We start from the raw sequence: 23,272 nt of genomic DNA, 5'->3' as shown, positions 1-23,272 counted from the left end.
CAGCCTCATGACTGCCAACAGCAGCCGGCCTTCGCGTAACATTTCCGTCCCGGAGGTTGTCCCAAATCGTCCGCTGCTAGCGGCAGTCACAAAGACAACTTCCGGGACAGTTACGTCCGTGGCTCAGGAGTCCATGGCCAAGTAGCGGTAGACGGTGGCGCGGCTGGCTCCGAGGATCTTTCCGATGTCCGCCGGGCCGCTGATGGCCGCGCCCGGGCTGAGGATGATTTTGATGTCCGAGTGAACTACGAGCAGTGTCTGCTCGGGCCCTCCAACTAACAAAAGGACCCTAGTACCGGGCAGCAGACCCTAACGGTTACGCAACCCGGCCTTGACAACTATAGGAGGCTAGCCAATACCTAGTTGACCCGGGAACGCCAACTATTAGATCAAGCCGCGAGGAAGCAGAAGAATGTTGCACATCACCGTCACCGCCAAGAAGCCCGTCGATCCCGAGCAGGACGGCCTGAGCCCTCCATACGTCGGTTATGAAGCGGGCATGACCCAAGACGAAATGTACGAGGCCAACATGGGGAATGGTCTATTGGTGCCCGCGGCAAGTAGGAGAGGTTCGCGCTTTTCTCCTTCGGGAGAACCGTCATCCAGGCCGTAGAAATCGACTGGTTGGAACGCACCACCATCTATAGCGGGAACCCCGAAGAGAAGCGCGACGACCGCTACACGATCCATGGCAGGATTCTCAGCAAGGGACACCCGGTCTTCGACAAATACGTTGGCCACCCGAGTCCGGTCAGCGCCGCTCGTAACCCGGTTCGCTACTTCGAGGACGCTGAATTCGACGACAACGCCGGCCGGCTCTGTCGATGCGGTTGCGGCGAAATGACAACGAGAGGTGATTTCGTTTCCGGTCACGACCAGAAGGCCATCCACGAACGCATCGCACGTATCGGGACTGTAGCCGAGTTCCTCGATTGGATCGATATCGTCCGTCCGGCTTCCCTTCGCTCCTAAATGGAACGGCCCGGCACCGCGTTAGCTCCGGCGCTGGGCCGTTCAAAACAACGCTTCCCCACTGCACTAAATAGGATCCAATCGATTCCACGTCACGGGCAGGGGCCGGGACCACACAGTCCCGGGCCCACCCAACTTTTCCATGAGGGTCAGGCGCGAAAGCAGCTGCCCATCATTGTTCCATCACGTGGGCTCGCGCAAAATTCACGACAATGTCTTGGTGGGCACGGTTACGCGCCCGTAAGCATCGGTCCTTCACCGGCCGCGGTATCGCGAATTCTTGCACGTGTCGAAATAGTCGTTTTCAGAAGGTGAGTGCACTGACGTCCCTGCGGTTACGGGAGTAGTGCATTCGGGTATGCACACATCTAGTGTCCGAAGTCCACTGCGCAAAGCGTCACTATGGTCGGTAGTCGTCTGCACGAAACGCTAAGTGCAAAGGACCAGGTTCACGATGCGCTGACGCGCTGGCCCGAGGTCACGGGGTTGGCGCGGCACATTGAAGGGCCCGGTACGGTGGAAAGGGCGACGCCGAAGAGTTCCGCGATCTGTGGTGGTGTGAACCCCATCCCGATGCAGGCCGACGAGGTGAGTTTCCTGGGCCTCGGAAAGTTTCGGCTGCTTCCCCCCGAGACGGCCCTTCGCTTCGCTACGGCCATCCCCTCCCCTGTTCTAGCGCGGATGAGGTCCGCTTCCAATTCCGCGACCAAGCCCAGCACATTGAACAGTGCCTTTCCCACTGGATCGTGGGGATCGTAGATGCTGCCAATGTCCAGGAGTTATGTTCCAGAGCTTGGGAAGCTCCTGGCGGGATCCTGCGATAAGGCAAACGCTACGTCCGATCGTCTGCGGCACGGCCCTGTAGGCCCATATGCGTAAAGGCAGGACTCCATACTGCACATGTACTCTGACATGGAATCAGTCATCACTCACTGGGGGACCCTTGACCGAAAACATACCGCCGATTTCGCCGGCTCCCACGCCCAGCTCGAACCAGGCATCAGAGCAAGGTTCTTACGCGCCGGCCGATTATGGCCAGCAGCCGTACCGGGCACCCCGCCAGCAGCCGTTCGCGCCACAGTACGCACCCGCACCACGCCCGGGTCAGCCCGAGATGAAGGCGTCGGGCCGCAGAAAGGCAGCAGGGATTGTCGGAATCATATTGGGCATTTTGCTTCTCCTTCCCGCCTTGGTGATGCTCGAAGATACCCACTTAGGCGTCATGGCCTTCCTGATGTTCCTGACGGCACTAGGCAACATCACGGTCGGCATCCTGATACTGGTCAAGCTTGGTGCACGGGCCAAGTGGGCCCCAGTGACCCTGCTGAGTACGTCGGCGACGGCTGTCATGCTCGGAATCATCGGCCCGTTGCTTGATCTGTTTAATTTGGCGCTGCTCATGATCAGTTTGCCCCTGGTCATTCCTATCGGACTCCTTCTGGGATCGGAACTCGCCAAACAAAAACGTTTGGTAACCCCGCACCGAGCCCCCTCCTACCCTTCAGGAACCTACGCACAGGCATCTGAGACATACGCGCAGACTCCAGCGTCTTACACCCCGGGCGCTTACACTCTTTCTCCCGAATTGCAGCGCACTGTCGCTCCGCTGCTTCCTGAGCGTTCCGGCGAGCCTGCACCCTTCCTTCAGGCAGCTGCAGGTCGGCGCCGTATAAGCGCCCTGTGGTGGTGGGCCATCGGAGGCGTGGCGGCAGTGTTGATCTTCGCAGGCTTGTTCTCGGGAGTGTCTTCTCTCAGACGGGAGCGAATGCAGATGCTTGCACCCTTTACGAAAGCGCGAACAACGATCTAGCAGCTGCCATTGAAGGCCAGAGTGCAGGAATCCTAAGCCAAGCGGACGTTCGCGCCGAATTCAAGGGCTTGCCAGCACGAATCAAAGCGGCCGCCGATACGGCTCACGGTGATGTTTTAGTTGAGATGCAGGAGTCGTACCGGTACGCGGCCACCTATCAAACATCTCAAACGAAAGATAACGGCATGGCCTTCTTCCTGCATCAGAACTCTGTCATTGAAGCCTGCAAAGACGCTGGCGCGCAGATCAACTTGGATTAGCTAGGCTCATATGCGGCGCAGTGAAGGACAAGACGTGCCGCATAAGACTGCGCCGCGTAGTCCCTGACAATAGAAGCAGCTTGGAGTAACAGCAGCATGATTACGGACCTGTCTGGCGAGCTCCGGCTGGGGCATATCTTCCTGGCCTCCGGACTAAACCCCGACGACGTCGTAGTCCTCCGGCATACCCTGACTCCAGACGGCCTGACCACTCAGGCCGATGCCAATGGCCCGACGCTCCTGAGCTACACACGCGAACAAGGACACCGGAACAAACTTGGCAAGAATCCTCCAAGGATCTGGTTGAACTTCCTCGCCACTACGGGACGCCGTGCCAGGTTCCTCAGGGCATTTGAGAACCACGGTGAAGTAGCGGAAGAACGTACAGAAACCCTGCGCTACTTCGATTTGCGGCCCTCGCCAGCACTAATATCGCTCAGCCAGCGCCTGGTCATCGAATGGACTGCTGATCCCGTCAACTGGGCCAAGCCGGGAAATTCTGCAAGCTCCCTGCCCATCATCGAAGTTGCCGATCCGCAGACCAAACCATTCCCGGGATACGACGCGCTGCTTGTCAGCTCCATGGAACTTCAAGCCATTATGGAAGACGACCGCTACAGCCAATGGCGAACCGCCCTTAGCACAGTCCAAGGCATCTATCTCATCGCAGACGTCAAGAGCGGTCAGCTGTATGTGGGCAAGGCCGACGGTGCCGAACGGTTCCTTGGGCGCTGGAGCGCCTACGCGCGGACCGGCCACGGCGGAAACGTCGCACTACGGGAAATTGCGGCCATGGACCTGTCGCATCCTCAGCATTTCCAGTTCAGCATTCTGCAGGTATTCTCCCCGAGCGCACCCTCCGCGCAGGTAGACGCAGGCGAAGCCCACTACAAAAAAGCCCTTTTAACCCGACAGTTTGGTTACAACCGTAACTAAAACGGTAGGGCGGGTCTCATGCAGAGGTCGTAGGGGTGGGCAGACCGGGCATCATCTCCCGGCAAAGGGCGTGTGCTCGATAACTTCTCTCCGGGTATGGCGCTTAGACGTTCCGTTTGCGGAACGGCTACGGGACAGCTGACTCCACATTCCTGTGCGTGGCCAGAACCGACCAGATTCGGCCGGAAGGCCCCTCGAACTCTCAAACCAATGGTGACCTGGAGAGAGCACCACGCACTTGCTGAAGAGCAGAGATCCGAGCCGATCTTTTGCGTAGGCTCGGCTGTTAGCACTGCTTCAACAATGGCTTTCGATTTCAAGCAAGCAACGACTTAATGGGGAAAGAAGACTGCGGAGAAGATTCTCATGGGAGTGATGGGATGCGTTGGTTTGATCGTCGGTGTCTTGATGATCATTAATCGCTCATCCTTGACCAGATTCATGGCTGATGCCCAGCGAGCCACATTCGGCAAGGCAGGAGACAAAGTTGCGGCCCGGGCCAACTCCGGGATGACGGCGGCGGTGGGCGCCGGATTCATCCTCATGGGTGGCGCGATGGTTGTCCTGGCTTTGACCGGCGCTGACATTTAGGACTGACCACCTTGGACAACTTCTGGCCGGCAGTGCTGATGGGGGCTCCTCTCGTCGTCACAGGATCCCTGCTGCTCATCTTCAGACGGCAAGCCCATCGTGTGGTGCACGCCCGCTATCTCGAGGCTCAGGAACGGCACCCGGACATTCGATTCCCCAGCAAATCTCTCATCGTTTATTTGGGAGCGACCATCCTACTGTTCGGCATTGTTGCCATAGGGCTGATTATCCCTATCCGGGCAGGATAAGGACTGCCCATCCCGCGTCCCTTCCGTGGGCCGGGTCGTGAGCTCCCGCGTTTCAAGCTCCAGATGACCCACCATCCCATCGAGTCTTCACCTCCCTGCAGGTGATCCTTCCTTGCCGGGACGGGACCATCCGAACCTGCTCTGCGTGGTTGGATGAAGAGCATGGAAATCATTGGGGACGGGACCGCCGAACATTTCGAGGACCTGGTAGCGGTCGACCAGATCGCACAGCAGGACCCTGAACGGCGAGAAGAACTCCGAAAATGGCTCAAGTCCGGTACGGTCAGGATCGCCATCCAGGATGGCTCACCGGTCGGCTACACGGTGGTTGAGCCCTCTTTCTTCGGCAATGACTTCCTGGTGCTCATCGCGGTCGGCGACCAGCATCGAAAAGCGGGTATTGGTCAACTGCTGATGGGCGACGTCGAATCCACCGAGCGGCACACGAAGCTTTTCACGTCGACCAATCTGTCGAACCAGGTCATGCAACGCCTGCTTGCCCGCCGCGGCTGGGTCTCCTCAGGGATGGTCTTCGGACTGGACGAAGGCGACCCCGAACTCTTCTATCAGTTCCCGCAGTCGTTCCACCTTGCTTCAGAGCGTGTCGACGCTGACGGGGCGTCGTTGTGAGTGTCATCGAGGACGACACGATAACGTTCGGTATCCCGGAATCGTTGGCATGGGTCCTCAAATAGGCCAGCGCCCGCGTCGGAGCCGAGTCACCGGTGGAGGATGGCTGGGTATTGGCTTCGGGTTGATGGTCCTGACGGTCTTCACGACTGCCTGGGCTTTGTGGGCCGGGTTCGATCTTGCGGCCGGCCAGCATTCCGCCGCGTACTACAGGAAACAAATCCCGCTCCGGCAAACAGTCCTAGCTGTGTCCGTCATCGTACCGGAACTGGCAGCCTTGGTGGCCGGTTACTCGGTGTTCGCCCGGCCCCGCAACATTCCACGGGGCGTCGCCGGGTCTGTTGTCGTCGTGATCTGCCTGGCCGCCGCCGTACTGTGCTGGATTCTCGGTACCGAAGCCATCCGCAGAGCCACATACTGGGCCGAGCACAGCACAGGCCAGTGGTAATCGGCAACAGGCGTCACACGCAGCGGTCGTCGAGCTCGGTGTTCCAGATGGCATCCTCGTTCTCCTGGATGTGCAGCCGTATGTCCCATGCCTTGGAGTGGCTCCGCCGGTCAGGTGAAGGAAGTTCTTTCGCCCTGGCATCGACCAGGGCGCTCTCCCAGTCCACGAGCTCCGAGGTCAGCTTCAGGTCTGTCGTCATGCGGACCATCTTGTCCAGTGCCAACGTGTAGTAGACGCTGTCGGATGGCTGGTCGAACGGGTACAAGTTTTGATCCTTGTAGAACCTCCGGATGACAGCCATTTGTTTCTTGTTCGGATAGAAGGCTTCGTAGACGGACTTGCCGTTGAGCTCCTCGTGCCGGACGCTGGTGAGCGCTGCAATGTACTCGCGGACCGCTGCGGGTGCTTCAAGCAGTGTCGGGGCTACCAAAACATCGTGTCGCGGATTAGTGATCTCGAACAGCGGGTAAACGAGGGTCCCGTGCTCGTCGAGGCCGACGCTAAGGGAAACGTCCACCGGGTGGGAGCTGTACAACTTCAGGCTTTGCTCAAATTCATCCCGGGCCTCATCCCAAGGTGTTGGCTTGGCAAAGGGTTTGTACCCGGTCATCGGGAACGCCTCATCATAGGGCGGGTACGCGGCGGAAGGGTGGAGGCGTTTCCATTCGACGGGTTCGCGGCAGACCCGCCGGGTGAGGTCTTCGTAGCCGGCTCTGGCTTCGGCCAAGGTGTGTCCCTCCCGCTCATGGGCATCGCCGTAAAGCTCGATCAGCACGGCGCGTCCGGACGGGACGTAGAAGTCATCCTCGAAGGGTTTCAGTCCCAGATGCCGGCAGTAGTCGCCAAGCATCTCGTGAGTGAAGCGGTCCGTCGTCTTCGGCTCCTCGTACTTGGAGGTGTCCTCGAAGTCGTAAGGCTCCCCATCCTGGCTGAACTTCCACGGCTCAGAGTTTCTGAGGCTGAGGAACCGCTTCAGACCATCCTTGTCATGGACGGACAGATGCCGGGATCCCCAGCGGCCCCGGTCAGGCTCACCATGGAAGCGTTTCATGCTCCGCGGCTCATCCTCGACTTCAATGGTTGTGATGCCTTGGGCGTCGGGGAAGTGATAGTGCAAGGCCGAATGCAGGTTGGACCCGCCCCGGGAGTTGTCCACCACGGCAGTCCATCCCTGATTGGTCGTTTCCAGGAGAAGCCACCGGTAGCCCCAATCGAGCGGCAGTACCTTCTCTAAGAGCTCGGGCAGGGTGCCATTGAGTTTGGTGACACGGACCTCGGTCGCCCATTCCGCCGGCCGGCCCTGAGCCCACACCCGCCATTCATGGGCGCTCTCATCCAAGGGCAGGCTGATGAAACCCATCCGGGTAGTGACAGGCGCCCACTCATTGCCCAGCAATAGCTTGGCCGAGAGCTTCTGGGCAGGTGTTCGACGCGGTGGCACTATAGATTTCCCTTCCTGAACGGGCGCGAATGATCGCCCCGACAGCATGCTGCCACATCAAACCCTTCACCATTGAACGTGGTCGGCGCACTCCGCGATTGGCCGTCGGGTCAAATAACAATGGCCGGGATTTTCTGACCATTGTTATTGGACAGCCGTTCCGCGACGTCGTCAGCCGGACTTTAGGCGGTTAGCTGGCGGCAGACTTACTCGAAGTCGGGATAGGTGGTGCCTGTGATGACGGCCAGTTTCGCGGCGATCTCTTCGCGAACCCCTTCGTAGGCGTCGATCACCTCCTGCCAGCGCTGGAGGGTGCCCGGGTCAACTTCGATGGTCACGGCGGCCGGGTAGTTCTCCGGCTTGTCCACGAAGGAGAAGACCGGGTACTGCTCGTCGACGTTGACATGCACCGTCTCACTGGTCGTACTCATGGTCACTCGCTTCCTACGGATTGGGAACCAGGGCCGCACCATGCTTCGACGCGGTCCTTCAAAATGATCTGCTGTACTAAAGCTAACCATTTTCCAGATTCCGTGCCGACGCCGGTCTCTCACATCTGCAGGGCTTGCATGGTTCAGATCCGGGTAACCTTCCAACCTTTCATGTAGAGCCACATAGCGACTGTTCCGGCCGTCACCAAGACAGGAAGCCACAGGAAGAAGGCACCAGCACCTGTGCCGAGACCCACAATCGCGATCCACCAGCAGAGCACCGCGGTGAAGCTCAGCAAGATCAGTACGGAGTTGCTCTGTGCTCTCAGAGCGGTCCTGCTGTTCAGAGTCGGTGCGCCGAGCTGGCGGGCCTGCGTGCGTCGGCGCCGCCTAGCTGCGACCACGATCCCGGTGGATGCCAGCGCTGGGACGGTCACGAATATTGCACCGGCTGGGCTGTTCACGATTCCGAGGAGTGCGATGCACCAGCTCAGTGCTGCTGTGAACACTGCGAGTATCAGCAGGTTTGAGCGCATCGAACTCCGCCCTGGCGTCAGTGCTTCATTATGACTGCTCACAGCCGCTCCCCTACGCGAAATTCCTGCCCTCCGTTGACTCCATGAGAGCACTTTCCGCAGGTTTTGGGGAGAGCGGCAGGCTTGAGACCTTCCTACGAAGGCGTTGACCGCATGAGAACAAATGACGCCAATATGCAGGTGCGAGCTTCACTTCAGATCTCAAAAGAATAATTATGTCCAGATAGATTTATTAGCGCCTGAGCCTCTCCCGTAAGGCCTCGTCCAGAAGATCCGTAATAGTGATTCCGTACTTCATCGAGTACGCATCCAACTCGTCGCGAAGGCTTATCTCAATCTTGGATGAGAAGGGTTCCATCCGGCGCTTCCCTCTCGGCCTTCCCGGCCCAGGACGCGGGGGTTCGAGGTCGGCGGGTGGCGCAGACTCCGTGTGAACCGTGGCGACCTGAGGAGCCTCCTCTTGTCTCGTTGCCGCCGTTCGCTTCTCCGTGGAAGTCAAAGCATCCACGACATCAGCAGCTGGTGCTTTGCGTATTGACGACTTGCGTTCCAAAGCCATTACTAGTTCACCTCATCCAGGTATCGCGCATGCGCAACGAATTTTTCAGTCATGATTGCGGCTCCCCTTCCGGAGAGCTTGGTAAGCGGCGAGCGTGTGCTGACGGAGTCCTGCATTGCTGTCCTCAGCGGAAGATGAGGCTCTCTGACTTCGTGCCCGTACGTGCTCTCCAGCTCTCCGATTTGGAAGGAGTGTTCGGATGTGAGAGGTGAGCTCGTCTTATTGATGATGATGCCCAAAAATTCCAGCTGAGGGTTTAGGTGCGGAAGTGATCTGACCTTCTTCACTGTGTCGAGGAACTCTGTTACGCCCTTTACTGAAAAGGCAGCTGGTTCAGTAACCGCAAGTACCCGATCGGCCCAAATCAGTCCGTTCAGTGTCAGTCGTCCCAGTGCCGGCGGAAGATCGATGAGGATGTGGTCGTATTGCTCAAGCTCATCTGCGCCCCATGCTGCGGTCTTGAGTCGCATTTCGGGTGTTAGTAGGGCTTCCGACTCGAGTCGCGCAAGAGACTCAGAACTGGGGATCAGATCGATCCCCGGCCATGTCGTCTGAGTGATGGCTTGGCCGAGGGTTCCGGCTTCTCCCCCATACAACACATCGAAGACGTCGAACTCTCCGGCCCCTTCAAGCGCTTCCGTTACATTGGCTTGTGGGTCGAGGTCGATTATCAACACTCGCTTACCGATTAGACGCAAACCGGTAGCCAGGCCAAGCGTAACTGAAGTCTTGCCCACGCCACCTTTGCGATTGCCTATGGCCGTGACTCTCATCGCTATCCTCCGGATTTAGCTAGGTACCGATGGGGTAGGCCCATCAATACATCAGTCTTTCAATCTAGCCATCAATCTATCAGTCGATCCAACCATCAATCAATACGTCTGGCCACCCATCAATCTTTCAAGCCACCCATCAATCTTTCAAGCCACCCATCGATCTTTCAAGCCACCCATCAATCTTTCTTTCATGACATAATTAATTCATTAGTCGGCGCTAGATCCGCGTCCTATAGAGATCCGGGGCTCCGGGAGGGCGCACAAGGCTCCTGAGCGGTGAGAGGCATGGCCACCCACCATCACTTCCGGGGGGAGGGGCCAAAACAGATATGGCACCAATAAGGGCTATCAATCAATATTTCTGTCATGACATAATTCTTTAAACTTCATCTTCTGCCATCGTAAAGGAACGCCTCAGGGCTCCTATGCTCGACCAGGGGAGTCCAGTCGAGCAGCGTCACGTAAAGTGGAGGAACGTCAAGAAGACCTGACAGATAGGACACTTCATGGAATGGGATCTTGGAGACGGATTCCACCGCGGACGACTCGGAATCCTTCTGAACGATGGCCGGCTGGGTTCGCACCATGAAGATAACGAGATGATCCGCGTCGAAGGAATCACCGGCAGAAGGAAACGAGACCCGCGGCTGCCTGGCTATGAACTCGTGCCGGAAAGTGAGGCCACTGGCTGGCAAGGTAGCTGCGAATGCGGTTGGACTGGTAGACAGTGGCAGCGCGTCCAAGGCCCGGGGAAAACCGACATGGCCAGGTACCGAGCAAAAGCACTAATAGGATCCCAAGCTATACCTCCCGTAGCAGTCGAAGAGACGATCCTGAACGAATGGCAGAGGCATGTAAAAGCTTGGGTCCTGCAGATGGCTGCACGCAGTTACGAGCGGGCCGCTGTGCGTCTAAACGAGGCAGTTAGCGCAGCACGTGGCTATGGACTGACTTGGACCGCCATAGGTGCAGAGACAGGGATGACACGCCAAGCGGCTCATCAGCGTTGGAACCAGCCAGAATAGCCGCCACTGGGGAGCGAGCGATCTTCTTGAAACGAACCGCATACTCACACGCCTATGCCAGAGGACCCCATTGCTGCCGATGAATTCGATCACGGACGCAGATGCTAGACCTGCGCGTGGATCACCTCGCCTGGGTAAACGCCATGTCCGCGAGCGACCATTCATCTGGTGGCCCCTCATAGGTTTCCCAAGGGTAGTCGTCCGTGGGGGATAGGAGTTCCGCTACTGTGTTCACGTTTCTCGAAAGCCATTCACGCCATATAGTCCGTTCAATGCGGTACCTCTGTATTTGGCCGACTACAGACTCCAACACTCCAAAGTATTCTGCAAGTTCTTGGAGGGAGGTCGAACTGACGACCATCCAAAATCGCCCACGGTTCCTCGACACCATGTTCCAAGCGGCCAAAATCTCAAGACTTTCGCTCACAGCAGTCCTGGACAGCTTTGTCCGGACGACCAACTCCGTGGTCGTCAAACCCGGAGTTTGTTCCAGAGCTTCGTAAACAAACGCTGCCGGCAAGCCCAGTTCCCGGAAAACGGGTCTGAGCGCGTGAATCTTGCCTGCTTTCCATAACAATTCCTCAGCCCCTGCACAGAGGCCTTCAGGAACAGTGAGCATGTACAGATCCCCTTTAGTCCCTCGTCCACGCTCAACCAGAGTCACCAGAGGATCCTTTTCCGAACGCAGGGCTCTCAAATGAGAGCCCACAGTTGTGTGGTCAAGTCCTGTCGCCACGGCAATTGACCGATCACCAAACTCGACGAAACGAGACGCGGTCATGTGGGCCGCTGCTCCGAGTGCCCTGAGAACCATGCGTCGCGCCAGACCCGTGCGTGAGCTGGCGTACATAGGCTCTCTTAGAGACAGAGCATTCCGCCAGGTCCGCAGGTAGCGGTGCTCACTGCTCGCACCAGACCTGAGTCCAGTTCCAAATGGGGGCTGTGTATTTGGCTGGCTTGTGGGGGATTTACGTGCATTGTTGTTTCCTGCCTCAACGGTCCGGCGTTTTCGCAGGTAAGCGACCGCGTTTTTCCAGTCCCGCTTCAGGGAGGGAATCCTGTGACGGGAGGCGTAGCGGGCATAGAACGATGCGAGTCCAGGCCAAGTACCTTGGAGAACTCGTCGTTCTATATCAATGAGACTCATACCGGCGGCGGCCGCCGCCGTCAGGATCGCCTGACGGGCTTCTGAATCGGAGGAGTACCGGTTCGCGTCGTACAGGCCTGATAGGGCCATCTGCTGCATGGACCTGGACATTCGCCCGGCCACTTGCGGTGAGTCATAGGCTTCGTCGTCCGCCGACAGGGGCTGCTCCAGTCTCAGCGCTCGTACGCCAGCGATTTCCTCTTTGAGATCTGCGCGAATTGTTGCCCATATTTGTTCCTTGTTTGGGCGTCTCGCAACGTCGTAGGCCATGCCGAGACTCATGGAGAGTTCCTGGTAGCCGCCATGCTTGTGCGGAGATCCCGGAGTACGCATGCAACCATGACGCATGTTCTGGTGCGGCGTCTTGTCCAATGTGCGGTATCGAGTGCCTAATGCCTCGACAACATCTCGTGCTTCAGTAAAGCCAATCCGTTTTTCCAGTGGTATGTAGACATGTCGTCCGCCATTGGGCGAGTGGTCTTCAATCCACCGAGCCCCACAGCGGTGCAGCCACGTTTGTAGGGACTTCACATCGGCCTCGACCCAGTCGACGCCTGCAATCGAGGAGTCGAAGTCAAGGAAGATGGCCGAGCAGCTGCCATCCTTGCCGAAGATCCGGGCGGCCGCCGGATAAGTGGGGAGGGTCTCAGTCAGGGCGCGTTCGTGCTTCTGGGGATAGGTCTTACCGCCGTCCCGGGAGAGGCGGATCCGGGGTTGACCTGCGAGAAGAGGCGTAAGGGCAGCCCACACCTGAGCGGCGTTGGAAGTCTGGGATGGCTCCTGAGACACGCCAACAGCGTCGGCTGCTGGCAGCATGAGAGCGTGCTGTTGTACGATGATTTTGTTCCTGTTCAGGGAATGAGAAAGGGCCGATCCTGCCAGATCGGTTTTGCAACACAAATGAAGGCCTGTTAAGGACTTCCATACGATTTACGATCTGTCTGCCGGCAAGCTATCCGGATCGTGAATCTTCAGCTTCGAAGGCCCGCTAATGGCGGGCCTTCCTTGTATCTATGAGGCCATACGAATCGGGAGTTCATCCTGCTGAGTGAACTGATCGAGCAAGGCCAAATCTTCGCGCAACGACCGGTCGACTGCAGAGGCAACATAGTCGGTGACAGTCATGCCTTTTGCGGCGGCGATCATGTGAACGTCCTCCGCGGTCTTGGCCGGCGTGCGGAAGCCAATGTATTTGCGGAGGCCCTTGCTGGGCCGCCCGCCTCCACGATTGATTACTGCGCTCATTGTCAGGTCCTTTGAATCTCGCACAACCAGGGGTTGTAGCTGGTTCATTGTTGGTGCCACATGCGGTCGATCGGGGTTTCGTTTACAGCTATCGACTGAATCGAACCTAGCACCGCGCAGAGTCTGATCAGGGGATTTGTTTACAGAAAACGGCCCCGCGTGTCGTCTCTCATCGTTCGTGAAGCGTAGGGCCGGCTCCGTCGTTGAGTCTGCTAGACGCCTGCATCGTCTATTCGCGCTCAGGCGCTCGATGGCCAGCCGGCCTGGGCGGGGCAGGGCTGGGCAAACGGTAAGGCCCATTACAACCGTGCTCGCTCGCCTGGGCAGCTGTCAATTGAATCCACGCTACGCCATCCTTTCCTGCTTGTGACAAGCGTTCAATGAGGCCCCCTTGGTATGGTGGGGCCCAGTCGCTTGGCAAGGCGCTGGATAGAAATCCGCCGCCTGAACATGTCTGAAACATGTTTCAGCATAGCTTAGCCGAACCCAATAGCTAGCAAGGGGAGATTAGTGGTGGCGCAAGGTCTGCCTACTCTTTCGATAACCACATCAGAACGAGCGTTCCGGGACGCGTCCGAAGCTTTCTCGGCGCTGAAGTTACCGACCAGGATCACCCTTGAACTGCTTGTCGGGGCCGTCGAAGAAATCCGTGGCCGCCGAATCCGAATCCGTTCAACAGACCGCCTCATAGGCACTTCCATTTGTGGTCTTTGGTTGCCTGGAAAGCGACAGGAGTGGGTGTTCCACCCACCTACGCCTTGGGAACTTCAGCGGCAGCAGTTCATCCTCCACGAGCTTGCGCATATGATCCTTGGGCACGACGCGCATCCCGGGGCAGGGGCCCTACTTCATGACGGGCTGCAGAATCTTCCCCCGGATCTGGTGCGGAGAGCGCTTATGCGGACGGAGTTCGGAAGCGTCGAGGAAGCAACAGCCGAGTACCTTGCAGATCTCATGGCTGAGGCCATCAGGGAAATCCCCGGTGAGCCGGGTGCATTTGAGGAGGTATTCGGCTAGTGGAAATCCTTGCGGCAACGCTGATGGCCGCCTTGACTTTGATCGTGCTAGCGACCCGACGCCCAGGAAAGGACACAAGTATTCTCTGGGCGGCGGTGCTTATTTGCATTTCATTGGCCCTGAACATCAACGCTGCATATACGTTCGTTGATGGACTGTTAGCTGGACGAAACTACGTCGATTTGGGAGCCAATCTCCTGTTGTTGGTTGGCGTCTACTTCCTGGCGCGCGCGATCCACCGAGCAGCCAGCCCCGCTTCAGAAAGGGTGGCGTCACCGCGAGTCCTGGGTAAGTCCGGCGTCATTATCGCCGCCTCAGCAGCCACCGCCTTGTTTGCGTTCATTGACGCGCCAAACACATCTACGATGTTCATGCGAGAATACGGTGACCAGCCTGCTGCAGCCCTATATTCGGCGGTACAGTACGCGTACATCGGTGCTGTTATGGCCACGGCGGGTTGGACATGCTTGCGGTTTCGCAGTTCCTGGAGTACGGGCGTCTTCACATTGGCATTCGGTTTGGTGGGCCTGGGATGTGCGTCCGCGGTCCTGTTGGTGGTCAACGTTCTACTGCTGGATCTGCTGAATGTTCTTGGCAATGAGGAAGTCATGACGTCGCTCGGCGGCATCTACGCTGTGCTGAATTCTATGACCTTCATCCTCCTCTGCACTGGGCTCGCGCTGCCGCGCGCGAGCCGCAGGGTCTTGACAGTCCTTGATTCCAATAGGACGAACGCCGTGCTGTCAGATTTAAAGCCCGTATGGAGCAGGGCTGTCATCGGAAACTCAGGTATAACTCTGGATACACGAGTAGTGACTTACCGGGATCACAGACCCCGCCGCGAGTTGCATCGCATGATTGTCGAGATTCAGGATTCTCTCGTTAGAGATCCCAAAGCTCGCGAACGAATCGGTGATGACGGACTGTCTAAACTGGCCCGGGCCACAGGCCATCTGGAGACCCGACCGTGGCGCTCAAGGTAATTAGCTTCTCCGCATCACTTGTAGCAGTTGCCAGTTGTGGAGCAGCAGCTATTACGGCCGTTGCTGCTAGGCAGTCATTGTCTACCGCGTCCCGGAAACGATACGACATCGTTCCTCTATCGGTAACTGATGAGGAGATTGAGCTCCGGGCCACGAGAAGGACGGATCTACCGGGCATTTTCGGACTCGACATCTTCGGAGAGGATGAACCGGCTGCTGTCGGACCCGTTATTGCGAAGGCGGACGATACTGTCAGGCGCAGCCTCATCCGCAGGCCAGTATCGCTATCAACCGATTCACGATGCAGGTGGAGTGGCATAGTGGCTGCCACTCCCGAACGCCCGTTCAATGAAATCCAGTTGCCGACATCGGTAGGGCTGGCCCCAGCATGGGTTGTGGACAAAGGCAGCGATGTCTGGGCGATCCATGTGCATGGCCAGGGGAGTGACCGCCGTCAGCCCTTGCGTGGCGTTGCCAGTGCAACGACCATGGGCCTGAACTCCCTAATCGTTTCGTATCGCAACGATGGTGACGCTCCAGCATCAGCCGACCGCCGATCCCACCTCGGAGAGTCGGAATGGCGCGACTTGGAAGATGCGCTGCAGTTCGTTTCCGATCGAGGAGGGACCAAATGCATCGTATTCGGGTGGTCACTCGGTGCCACCATCGCCATGAACACCCTTCAGCGTTCCAGACTCGCAAGCATGATCAGCGGCATTGTGATGGTCTCGCCCGTACTCAGCTGGGAGGCAGTCCTCCGAGCTAACGCAAGGCACCAGGGTTGGCCTCCTAATTTGGGGTCGCAAGTCGTATCGCTGCTGGGATCTAAAGAGCTAAGCCGGCTGGCCGGGATCAGCACGCCCCTGAAGATCAGGCAAGCAGACGCCTCCAGGCTAGGCGGTCCGCTCAAGACACCTATCCTGATTCTTCATAATAGAAATGATTGGTCTGTACCCTTCGAGACCTCAGCCCGATTTGCTGAAACCCATGCGGAACAGGTGGAACTCGTTGAGTTTGAGTGCTCGGGCCACACTCAGGAGTGGAATTCGGACCCGGTAGGGTGGGATTTGGCAGTTCGTCGTTGGTATGGAAGGTTGTTCCAGCCAAGCGCAACTGTGGGCAAAGCCGAGAAAACGGCTGGTGACATTTAGATGGGGTTGAATAATGGCTGGCGGTGATACTGCCCGAGATCGGCTTGCACGGGCGGAGACCCTTGCACGCAAGGTGAATTTGTTGTTGGACGTCGTAGTGGCGGAGGGCGGCAAATCCTACGAGTTCGCTGATATACAGATCGGCGTCCGTCAGCACGGATACGAGCTTTCCAGGACCCGCTGGTGGCGTATCAGAAGTGGGGAATCGCCCGAGGTGGTCCCGGTGGAAGCATTGGTTGCACTAGCCAAGTTCTTTGAAATTGACCCTGCCTACCTCACTGAAGAAACTGGTGACCTTCCGGAACGCATCGAGAAAGAGCTGCAGCTTCTTAAGACGATGCGGCGAAACAAGCTGAAGAACATAGCCGCCCGAACTCTTGGCGATATTGATATCAAGACGCTCGATGCAATCAACGCCCTACTGGACGACGTAGAAAAGTTCGAAAAAAACGAGACCGAAGCGGACTGATTCATGTTCGAAACATGTTTCATCCCTGTTAGGGTTGAGCCATGCCCATCAGGATCGCCGCCCGCATACCGTCGTCATCGGCCTTCAATGTAATCAACATACGCCCGCGACAGTTCTTGAATTCTCGCGGGCTGCAGCTCGTAAGTGACATCTCGACCTTGGCGCATGCCTCGCGGCGGATCAGTCTTGATCAATCCTGTTGCAGCAAGGGCTTCCAAGTGTCGGTTCAGGCTAGGTCGACTGATCTCCAACACATATTGCAACTGGCCGATTGTAGAAGGACCCAGTATGGCCAACTGACGCAAAACGTCCGCCTGTGCCCGACTGCCCATGAAACTTATTGCGGCCTCAACACCGGAGGGCAGATTGGGGCGGATCAGTCGCGGCATGGGTCCATCTTGCCGGACTTTGCGCCGAACTGCCGCTAGGTCGTTAATCCACTCTATTAGTAACCAATAGAGTGGGTCGCTGGCTGATGGAATTTCTTCGTCAAAGAGCTTTCGTACCCGCGAGTCGGTCACAGGTTGTCCTAGCAGCCAGTCTTTTCCAGCCCTATTGCTCGGAGCGATCCTAGCGATGGTCTTGCTGTTGGGGTCCATGAAACCACCGAGAAGCCCATGGGGGAGGGACAGTTTTTGAACAATATGCTGCGGTTCGGCACGCAACGGCCGATGAATGCATCACTGCCTACCTGTCACAATCACCGTGCTGGGGCAAAGCAATGATCGCCCGGAAAGCCATCACCAGTGGGTCGATCGTTGCGCTGCTGACGGTTGGCTTGGTGACTGTTGTCCTGGACGATAGTGACCCGGCGCAGGCGGCATCATCGTGTGCTGCACCTGCCGGTGTAGCCGCTGGCCCTGTCCTTGCCGGGGGAGTGGTCGGGTTTGATGCCGAGCAGATGAAAAACGCCCAGGCGATCATGAACGCGGCCAAATCCCTGAAGCTGCCGGTCTCCGCGCAGCTGATCGGTATTCAGGCTGCGATCGGTGAGTCCACGCTTCGTGTCATCGACTACGGCGACGGGGCCGGGCCGGATTCACGCGGGCTGTTCCAGCAGCGTGCCAATGGCGCGTGGGGTTCTTATGCGGACCGGATGGATCCCACCATTTCGTCGACAAACTTCTTCAAGGCACTCCAGAAGGTGGCGGGTTGGGAAACCCTCGAACCGACAATCGTTATTCACCGGACGCAGCGGAACGCGGACCCGAACCACTACACGAAGTTCCGCGCCCAGGCTGCGGAAGTATTCAAAGCTTTGGGTGGGGAGTCGGGCGCTGCGGTGGACCCGTCCGGTGTTTGCCCGGCTGAGGGCAATCAGGTTGTGGGGGAGTTGGCCGGTAAGTGGGTCGCTCCCATGGACGGGGCGATCAACAGCAGCGGTTACGGTCCCCGTCCTGCCCCGCCCGGCACTGCCGGGGGAGTGCTGGCCGACTTCCACTACGGCATCGACTTCGTTCACCCCGGAGGGCCGGGCACGATCGTGGCCATCACGGACATGAAGATCGTCAAGGTCCGCAACCTCGATGGCCTGTTTGGCACCGGGGTGACCGGCCAGAGCGTGGACGGGAGGCTCACCATCGGCATGTACCACATGGAAGCCGGCTCGGTGAAGGTCAAGGAAGGTGACACCGTTGCCGCCGGAACACCGCTTGGTACCGAAGGCGCGACAGGCAACGTCACCGGCCGCCACCTGCACATGGAGTTCTTCGCCGGTGCCCTGCCCAACCCCATGGTTCCGATCAATCCCACCATCGACCCGACACCGATCATGAAAGAGAAAGGCATTCTCTGATGCGCAAGCACCTCGCACTCACCGCCGCACTTGCCGCCGCGCTCTCGCTGAGTGCCTGCGCCGGAAACGCGGGCACCGAGCCGGCCGCCGGTTCCACCCCTACGGTGAACACCGGACAAACAGGGCAGGAGAGCCACCATGCCGAGGACGGCCACGACGACGGCGCTGATGAGCACTATGGCGTCCCCGAAGTTACGTGGGACGCCGCCGCTGAGAAGGCGGTCAAGGACACCGCAGCCAAGGTCATGGGCCTGTTCGCCCGGCCCGATGTTCCGGAGACAACCTGGTTTGCTGAACTGGCCCCGCATCTGGCACCTGATTATGCCGAGGATGCGAAGTACATCGACCCGGCTAGGGTGCCCATCCGGAAGATCACGGACGGGCCAGCGATCAGCAGGGACGCCGGGAACCCGTTGACCGTCACGGCAACGTTCTTCACCGATGCGGGCCGCTGGACGATGCTCCTGCACCGGTCCGGGCAGCAGCAGCCCTGGCTGGTAACAGCCATATCCCCGCAAGACCCGACCCCATGAACCCAACGACTGAACCTGAACCGAGCGAGAGGAACCATCCGATGAGCACGAACTGGCAAGGGAGCGAACGGAAGAGCCGCGCACCCATCAGTCTGACCGACACCGAACCCGAAACAATCACGGCGGATCCGGCCATGATCATCCACGCAGTACCTGGTGCCGAACCGGCCGCAGTAGCAAAGGCGGAAACCCCTGTGGTGGAGGACCTGCACCGGGAGGCTCCGCTGGTCAGTGGCCGCCGCAGCGCCGCTGTGCTGCGTAAGGAGAACGTGAATGACCAGCTGCCGCCGGCCACCGGCTGGCAGGCATTCCTGCGTGCGGTGAGCTTCGGCCTGATCAGTCCCAAAGTGGGCGCAGCGGAGCTGGCACGCCGGGCGGACCTGTCCGCGATCCAGCGGGTCTATTCCCGTCCGATGCAGATCATGGTCGCACAGCCCTTGGGCGGGGTGGGCAAGACGATGTGCAGCGTCGGTCTTGGTTCCACGTTCGGGATCCATTCGGGTCAGCAGACGCTGGTGTGGGACAACAATGAGATGATGGGCACTGCCGGCGTCCGGACCAACGCGAACGACTCCACCCGCACTGTTTGGGATTTGTTGAACGTCCTGGAGTCCTTCGAAACCGTCACCGCACGCAAGGGCGAGCTGTCCTACTACACCCGCCATCAGGGGAACAACCAGTTCTCCGTCCTGGTCGCGGACGAGGACGCGGACCGGATGAAGTCCATTGGTGCCGATGAGTTCAACCGCATCCACACGGTGGTGAGCCGTTTCTACGACACCATCATCGTGGATACGGGGAACAACACCCGCTCAGCGAACTGGCTCGCCTCAATCGAGGTCACGGACCAGCTGGTGATCCCCACAACGCTGAAGCGCAACGCCGTGGTGTCCGCGCTGCGGATGATCGAACAGCTCGAGTCCATGTCCGAGCGCACCGGCAACCCGCACTACAAAGACCTGGTGTCCAATGCTGTCGTTCTGGTCACCCAGGGCGGCGGGGCGAAGGTCTCCGCAGCTGAGCAGGCTGAGCTTCGCGAGAACCTGGCCTCCGCGGTGCGGGTCCTGATCGACATCCCGTATGACGGGGCGCTGGATACCGGCTCGATCATCGACCGGCAGCTCGTCGGTGACCCGGCCCGCCGTGCCTTCGAACGCGCCTCCGCGGAAATCGCTGAAGGCCTCTTGGCCATTGACCGCACCACCTCCACCAAAACCACCAACCTCTAAGGAGCCGAAGAAGCATGTTCAGCACCATCAGCAACGAAGTCATTATCCGGTCCGCCGTGCCCATGATCGACAACCCGCTGGACGGGGTTACCCCCAGCATCAGCGTCCTTGGCGTGAAGTTCGAAGGAGCCGTCCAGATGATCCTCGGTGCCCTCTGGGCTCTTGCCTTGGTACTTCTGGCCGGTGCCTTCCTGTGGAACCTCATGAAGTGGGGCGTGGCCCGCAACCGCGGCCACTCGGACGACATCGAAGAAGGCGCAGCAGGGGTCAAGAAGACCGGTATCGCGTTCGGTGCGACGGCCGGGGCAAGTGTCATCATCGGCGGCATTTTGGCTCTCGCCACGGCAGCAGGAGCCTAGCCCATGCGGAAGCACTGGAAACTCCTGACAGCTTTGGGGGCGGTGGTCCTGGTCATTGCTGTTGCCGTCGTCCTGCTGAACCCACCGGCACCGGCGGCCAAACAGGATGACCCCAGCTCCCTGCAGGCCTCAGGGAAGTTCGGCTTCCCCGTCTCCGGGATCAAGATCGGCGAAGGCGGCACCAAAACCGCAAGTGACGGGAAAACCATCACCGGCTACAACGGCAGCTGCGACTCAGCCGCCCAAGCCGCGGCCCACTACACACCTCTCATCGAAGACGTTAACACCTCCACCTGGGCACAACAGAAAAAGGCCCTGTTGGAGGTAGGCAAGCAGGGCCCATGGGTGGAGCGAGCCACTTTCAACGGGGACCTGCTGGCCAACGCCAAGGACCTGCCCCCGGGAGCATTTGATGGTCAGTGGTACTACCGCTCCGACGTTGCTGCAGGTGGCCTGTACCGGATTGCCAGCTGTGAAGAGAAAAAGGAGGCAGTCGTGCAGGTCTTCACAGGAGGCGTCGCGGCAGTGGTAAATAAGGCGCCCAGCGCCTTCTTCCAGACTGTCACCTTCGAACTGACCTGGGCAGGCGACTGGAAAATCTCTGACTTCGCCATCGTCCAAGCAGGGCAGGACTTTGGTGGCCGGGTTAAGGACGGCGGACCAATGAGCGTAGGTACAAGCTTTGATGATCCGACTCCGACGCTCCAGAGCGATCTGGTTGATGCCTTCTTCAAAGACAAGAGCCGGGAAGGGTGGGTCGAGTATGCAAACGCTAAGCGCTAATAGGACGATCCGCCTCGTCGCAGTCTTTTTGGCGTTGTTCCTCAGCTTCGGGGTGATCACTGCCGGTCCTGCGCAGGCAGCGGATGACGTAAGCAAGTCTGAAAAGTTGAACGCAGACCAGCTCAAACGTTTGGCCGGGCTCCCAGCCGACCAGCGTGACAAAATCCGAGACCGGCTAAACCAAGAATTGGCCAAGAACGCATGTGGTGATTTCGCCTTTTCAACGGCGTCGGGTGCCAATTGCGAGAGTGTTTCTGCCAAAGCATTTGGGTCCTTCCTGACAACACCGGAAAAGGCGCTGGACTACGACGGTACGAACACCGTCCCGTTCTGTACTGCATTGCCAGGTGCGGGTGCGCCCTCCCCAGCCACCGCTTGGTGCGTCCAAGGTTCTGCTGTTAAGAAGTTTCTCCCGATCGCTGGCGTGGTGATGCGGACGGCCATCTCGGCAATGCCGGGCGGCCAGGTGGTGTTGGGCACGGTCGACACAGTGGCGTTCATCGCCAACGCGAAGGACGGTTTTGAGAAGTTCGCCAACACTGTCAAGGCAGAGGGCGTGAAATCCACCAACGAGGTGCTGAACAACCTGTTGAAGGTCTCGGTGTTCGAGGTTGATGACGGCTTCCGTGCCACGTGGGCTGGGTTTGCCGGGATCGGGATCATCGTCATGGGCTTGATGTACTTCAAGCTCTGGAAGGACGTTTCGAACGAAGAGATCGATATGGACTCCGCCCGGACGTCTTTGCTTTGGTACGGACCGTTATCCATGATCCTGGTGCTGTTCGGACCGGCTATCGGCTACGTGGTCAACGGATGGATGAGCGGTCTCACTGAAGGGATCACGTTCTGGACTTCCAGCAGGGTCACGGACTTCGGGGTTGCCATTTCCCGGTTCGCGTCGTACGAATCCAGCGGCGCCTTCGGTCCCTTGGCGGCGGTCCTGCTGTTCGGGCTGCTGTTCATCGCAGCCTGGGCCATGCTCGGGTTGTTGGCCCTCCAGCCGCTGGCCCTCTACCTGCTGGGCCTCTGCATCGCACTGATGGTCGGGTTCATGATCCACCCTAAATACCGCGAACGCGTGGGCAAGGTCGGCGCACTGTGGATTGGCATTTCCCTGTCAAAACCGCTGCTGCTGCTGCTCATGGGCGCCGTGTTCAGCTACATCGCCTCCCGTCCGGCTTTTAGCGACGAGGGCGTGGACGATGGCATGGTGAACGCCACGTCGGTGTTCCTGGCCGCGGCCGCGATGTGCGTTCTGGCCTTCGCCCTGCCGATGCTCTACAAGTACGTCCCGATCCTGCCGTCATCGTCGACCAGCCTCGGTGAGGGCCGCCAGTCCATCGCCGGCCCAGCAATGGTCGCCGGCGCAGGGGCGGCTATCTCTTCGGCGATCAGGCAGAAACGGACCGCCCAAGTCCAGTCCGGCACTACGGGCGGACGTCCTTACGGCGGCGGGCCGGCCACGAAGGGTCCCTCTTCGATGGCAACGCAATCAGAGGACCACGCCGGTTCAGGGCTGGGATCGAACGGCTCGGGACTCTCAGGCCGCCGGAGTGCAGCATCCAGGGTTCCGAACGAGCAGGCCGCACCCTCTGGCCAGGACCACCAAGGCGGCCAGGCACAAGGACAGGGCCAGCCGGAAACCCGAACGATCGGGGAGCTGCAGAAGGCCGACCGTGCCGGAACCGGTGGGGCGAAGGCAGCCCAGGCGTTGAAGACCGGTGCCGGTGCGGTGGGTAGGGGATCGGCCAAGGTCGCAGCCGGTGGCGCGACCGCGTTCCTACTGGCGGGCCGGGAAGCGGCACGTCAGGCCTCCATGCGCGGCCAGCGTTCTGCCCGTTCGATGGCACCGGATACCGACCACATCAGTGGCCGGTAAGAGAAGTACAAGGAGTAGG

27 protein-coding genes and 1 pseudogene are annotated in these 23,272 nt (G+C 59.0%); 18 read left to right on the top strand and 10 right to left on the bottom strand.

Annotated elements, in window-relative coordinates:
- Positions 1 to 123: 123 nt before the first annotated feature.
- Positions 124 to 282 carry a hypothetical protein gene (locus J7I86_RS23055; RefSeq protein WP_286180158.1) on the bottom strand — a complete coding sequence of 53 codons (159 nt, stop codon included), beginning with the start codon at positions 280 to 282 and terminating at the stop codon, positions 124 to 126.
- 342 nt (positions 283 to 624) lie between these two features.
- Here J7I86_RS23055 and J7I86_RS22415 point away from each other — a divergent pair, with 342 nt between their 5' ends.
- On the top strand, positions 625 to 972 hold the full coding sequence (locus tag J7I86_RS22415; protein WP_214823056.1) for a hypothetical protein: 348 nt from the start codon (positions 625 to 627) through the stop codon (positions 970 to 972).
- A gap of 449 nt (positions 973 to 1,421) precedes the next feature.
- On the opposite strand, the pseudogene J7I86_RS22410 reads toward J7I86_RS22415, so the two are convergent.
- Positions 1,422 to 1,739, bottom strand: a pseudogene (locus J7I86_RS22410) (recombinase family protein); the annotation flags it as partial.
- Between the two features lie 176 nt (positions 1,740 to 1,915).
- Between J7I86_RS22410 and J7I86_RS22405 the strand changes: the two are divergent.
- From J7I86_RS22405 to J7I86_RS22375, 7 genes are all read left to right on the top strand, one after another.
- Positions 1,916 to 2,782 (top strand): hypothetical protein, encoded by an 867-nt coding sequence (locus J7I86_RS22405; RefSeq protein WP_214823055.1) that lies wholly within the window; start codon positions 1,916 to 1,918, stop codon positions 2,780 to 2,782.
- Positions 2,783 to 2,850: 68 nt separating this feature from the next.
- A complete protein-coding gene (locus J7I86_RS22400) occupies positions 2,851 to 3,042 on the top strand; it encodes a hypothetical protein (RefSeq protein WP_214823054.1) in 192 nt (63 codons plus the stop codon).
- Between the two features lie 96 nt (positions 3,043 to 3,138).
- Positions 3,139 to 3,978 carry a GIY-YIG nuclease family protein gene (locus J7I86_RS22395; protein WP_214823053.1) on the top strand — a complete coding sequence of 280 codons (840 nt, stop codon included), beginning with the start codon at positions 3,139 to 3,141 and terminating at the stop codon, positions 3,976 to 3,978.
- A gap of 441 nt (positions 3,979 to 4,419) precedes the next feature.
- Positions 4,420 to 4,569 (top strand): hypothetical protein, encoded by a 150-nt coding sequence (locus tag J7I86_RS22390; RefSeq protein WP_214823052.1) that lies wholly within the window; start codon positions 4,420 to 4,422, stop codon positions 4,567 to 4,569.
- Positions 4,570 to 4,580: 11 nt separating this feature from the next.
- Positions 4,581 to 4,817, top strand: a complete 237-nt coding sequence (locus tag J7I86_RS22385; protein WP_214823051.1) for a hypothetical protein — start codon at positions 4,581 to 4,583, stop codon at positions 4,815 to 4,817.
- 153 nt (positions 4,818 to 4,970) lie between these two features.
- A complete protein-coding gene (locus J7I86_RS22380) occupies positions 4,971 to 5,447 on the top strand; it encodes a GNAT family N-acetyltransferase (protein WP_214823050.1) in 477 nt (158 codons plus the stop codon).
- A 49-nt stretch (positions 5,448 to 5,496) separates the two neighbouring features.
- Positions 5,497 to 5,895 (top strand): hypothetical protein, encoded by a 399-nt coding sequence (locus tag J7I86_RS22375; RefSeq protein WP_286180157.1) that lies wholly within the window; start codon positions 5,497 to 5,499, stop codon positions 5,893 to 5,895.
- Positions 5,896 to 5,908: 13 nt separating this feature from the next.
- On the opposite strand, the gene J7I86_RS22370 is transcribed toward J7I86_RS22375, so the two are convergent.
- From J7I86_RS22370 to J7I86_RS22340, 7 genes are all read right to left on the bottom strand, one after another.
- On the bottom strand, positions 5,909 to 7,336 hold the full coding sequence (locus J7I86_RS22370; RefSeq protein ID WP_214823049.1) for a hypothetical protein: 1,428 nt from the start codon (positions 7,334 to 7,336) through the stop codon (positions 5,909 to 5,911).
- A gap of 206 nt (positions 7,337 to 7,542) precedes the next feature.
- Positions 7,543 to 7,767 (bottom strand): hypothetical protein, encoded by a 225-nt coding sequence (locus J7I86_RS22365; RefSeq protein ID WP_214823048.1) that lies wholly within the window; start codon positions 7,765 to 7,767, stop codon positions 7,543 to 7,545.
- A gap of 143 nt (positions 7,768 to 7,910) precedes the next feature.
- Positions 7,911 to 8,303, bottom strand: a complete 393-nt coding sequence (locus J7I86_RS22360; RefSeq protein WP_286180156.1) for a hypothetical protein — start codon at positions 8,301 to 8,303, stop codon at positions 7,911 to 7,913.
- Positions 8,304 to 8,535: 232 nt separating this feature from the next.
- Positions 8,536 to 8,661, bottom strand: a complete 126-nt coding sequence (locus tag J7I86_RS23050; protein WP_286140402.1) for a ribbon-helix-helix domain-containing protein — start codon at positions 8,659 to 8,661, stop codon at positions 8,536 to 8,538.
- A gap of 203 nt (positions 8,662 to 8,864) precedes the next feature.
- Positions 8,865 to 9,635: a ParA family protein gene (locus J7I86_RS22350; protein ID WP_014923347.1), complete on the bottom strand. Its 771-nt coding sequence runs from the start codon at positions 9,633 to 9,635 to the stop codon at positions 8,865 to 8,867.
- Positions 9,636 to 10,784: 1,149 nt separating this feature from the next.
- On the bottom strand, positions 10,785 to 12,626 hold the full coding sequence (locus J7I86_RS22345) for a MarR family transcriptional regulator (protein WP_286180155.1): 1,842 nt from the start codon (positions 12,624 to 12,626) through the stop codon (positions 10,785 to 10,787).
- Positions 12,627 to 12,821: 195 nt separating this feature from the next.
- Positions 12,822 to 13,055: a hypothetical protein gene (locus J7I86_RS22340; protein ID WP_017197895.1), complete on the bottom strand. Its 234-nt coding sequence runs from the start codon at positions 13,053 to 13,055 to the stop codon at positions 12,822 to 12,824.
- Positions 13,056 to 13,793: 738 nt separating this feature from the next.
- On the opposite strand from J7I86_RS22340, the gene J7I86_RS22335 reads away from it, so the two are divergent.
- From J7I86_RS22335 to J7I86_RS23045, 4 genes are all read left to right on the top strand, one after another.
- Positions 13,794 to 14,072 carry a hypothetical protein gene (locus tag J7I86_RS22335; RefSeq protein ID WP_214823044.1) on the top strand — a complete coding sequence of 93 codons (279 nt, stop codon included), beginning with the start codon at positions 13,794 to 13,796 and terminating at the stop codon, positions 14,070 to 14,072.
- Complete coding sequence (locus tag J7I86_RS22330; protein WP_017197893.1) at positions 14,072 to 15,055, top strand: hypothetical protein; 984 nt, start codon at positions 14,072 to 14,074, stop codon at positions 15,053 to 15,055. Before J7I86_RS22335 ends, J7I86_RS22330 begins: the two co-directional genes overlap by 1 nt.
- A gap of 488 nt (positions 15,056 to 15,543) precedes the next feature.
- Complete coding sequence (locus tag J7I86_RS23410) at positions 15,544 to 16,206, top strand: alpha/beta hydrolase family protein (protein ID WP_396019940.1); 663 nt, start codon at positions 15,544 to 15,546, stop codon at positions 16,204 to 16,206.
- A 13-nt stretch (positions 16,207 to 16,219) separates the two neighbouring features.
- On the top strand, positions 16,220 to 16,675 hold the full coding sequence (locus J7I86_RS23045; RefSeq protein WP_286180154.1) for a hypothetical protein: 456 nt from the start codon (positions 16,220 to 16,222) through the stop codon (positions 16,673 to 16,675).
- Positions 16,676 to 16,749: 74 nt separating this feature from the next.
- On the opposite strand, the gene J7I86_RS23405 is transcribed toward J7I86_RS23045, so the two are convergent.
- Positions 16,750 to 17,007, bottom strand: a complete 258-nt coding sequence (locus tag J7I86_RS23405) for a helix-turn-helix domain-containing protein (RefSeq protein ID WP_353579760.1) — start codon at positions 17,005 to 17,007, stop codon at positions 16,750 to 16,752.
- A gap of 389 nt (positions 17,008 to 17,396) precedes the next feature.
- Here J7I86_RS23405 and J7I86_RS22310 point away from each other — a divergent pair, with 389 nt between their 5' ends.
- Genes J7I86_RS22310 through J7I86_RS22285 form a run of 6 tightly spaced genes read left to right on the top strand, consistent with a single transcriptional unit; the run spans position 17,397 to position 23,253 of the window.
- Positions 17,397 to 18,470, top strand: coding sequence for a M23 family metallopeptidase (locus J7I86_RS22310; RefSeq protein WP_214823041.1), 1,074 nt, complete (start codon positions 17,397 to 17,399; stop codon positions 18,468 to 18,470).
- Positions 18,470 to 19,003: a hypothetical protein gene (locus J7I86_RS22305; protein ID WP_214823040.1), complete on the top strand. Its 534-nt coding sequence runs from the start codon at positions 18,470 to 18,472 to the stop codon at positions 19,001 to 19,003. The genes J7I86_RS22310 and J7I86_RS22305 overlap by 1 nt, the downstream gene beginning before the upstream one ends.
- A gap of 41 nt (positions 19,004 to 19,044) precedes the next feature.
- A complete protein-coding gene (locus J7I86_RS22300; RefSeq protein ID WP_214823039.1) occupies positions 19,045 to 20,232 on the top strand; it encodes a ParA family protein in 1,188 nt (395 codons plus the stop codon).
- A gap of 14 nt (positions 20,233 to 20,246) precedes the next feature.
- Complete coding sequence (locus tag J7I86_RS22295) at positions 20,247 to 20,591, top strand: hypothetical protein (protein ID WP_214823038.1); 345 nt, start codon at positions 20,247 to 20,249, stop codon at positions 20,589 to 20,591.
- Between the two features lie 3 nt (positions 20,592 to 20,594).
- Positions 20,595 to 21,374 (top strand): hypothetical protein, encoded by a 780-nt coding sequence (locus J7I86_RS22290; protein WP_214823037.1) that lies wholly within the window; start codon positions 20,595 to 20,597, stop codon positions 21,372 to 21,374.
- On the top strand, positions 21,355 to 23,253 hold the full coding sequence (locus J7I86_RS22285; protein ID WP_286180153.1) for a hypothetical protein: 1,899 nt from the start codon (positions 21,355 to 21,357) through the stop codon (positions 23,251 to 23,253). Before J7I86_RS22290 ends, J7I86_RS22285 begins: the two co-directional genes overlap by 20 nt.
- Positions 23,254 to 23,272 lie beyond the last annotated feature (19 nt).

The organism is Arthrobacter sp. ISL-95 (assembly GCF_018613695.1).
GTDB lineage: Bacteria > Actinomycetota > Actinomycetes > Actinomycetales > Micrococcaceae > Arthrobacter.
This window is presented reverse-complemented; position numbering and strand designations above follow the sequence as displayed.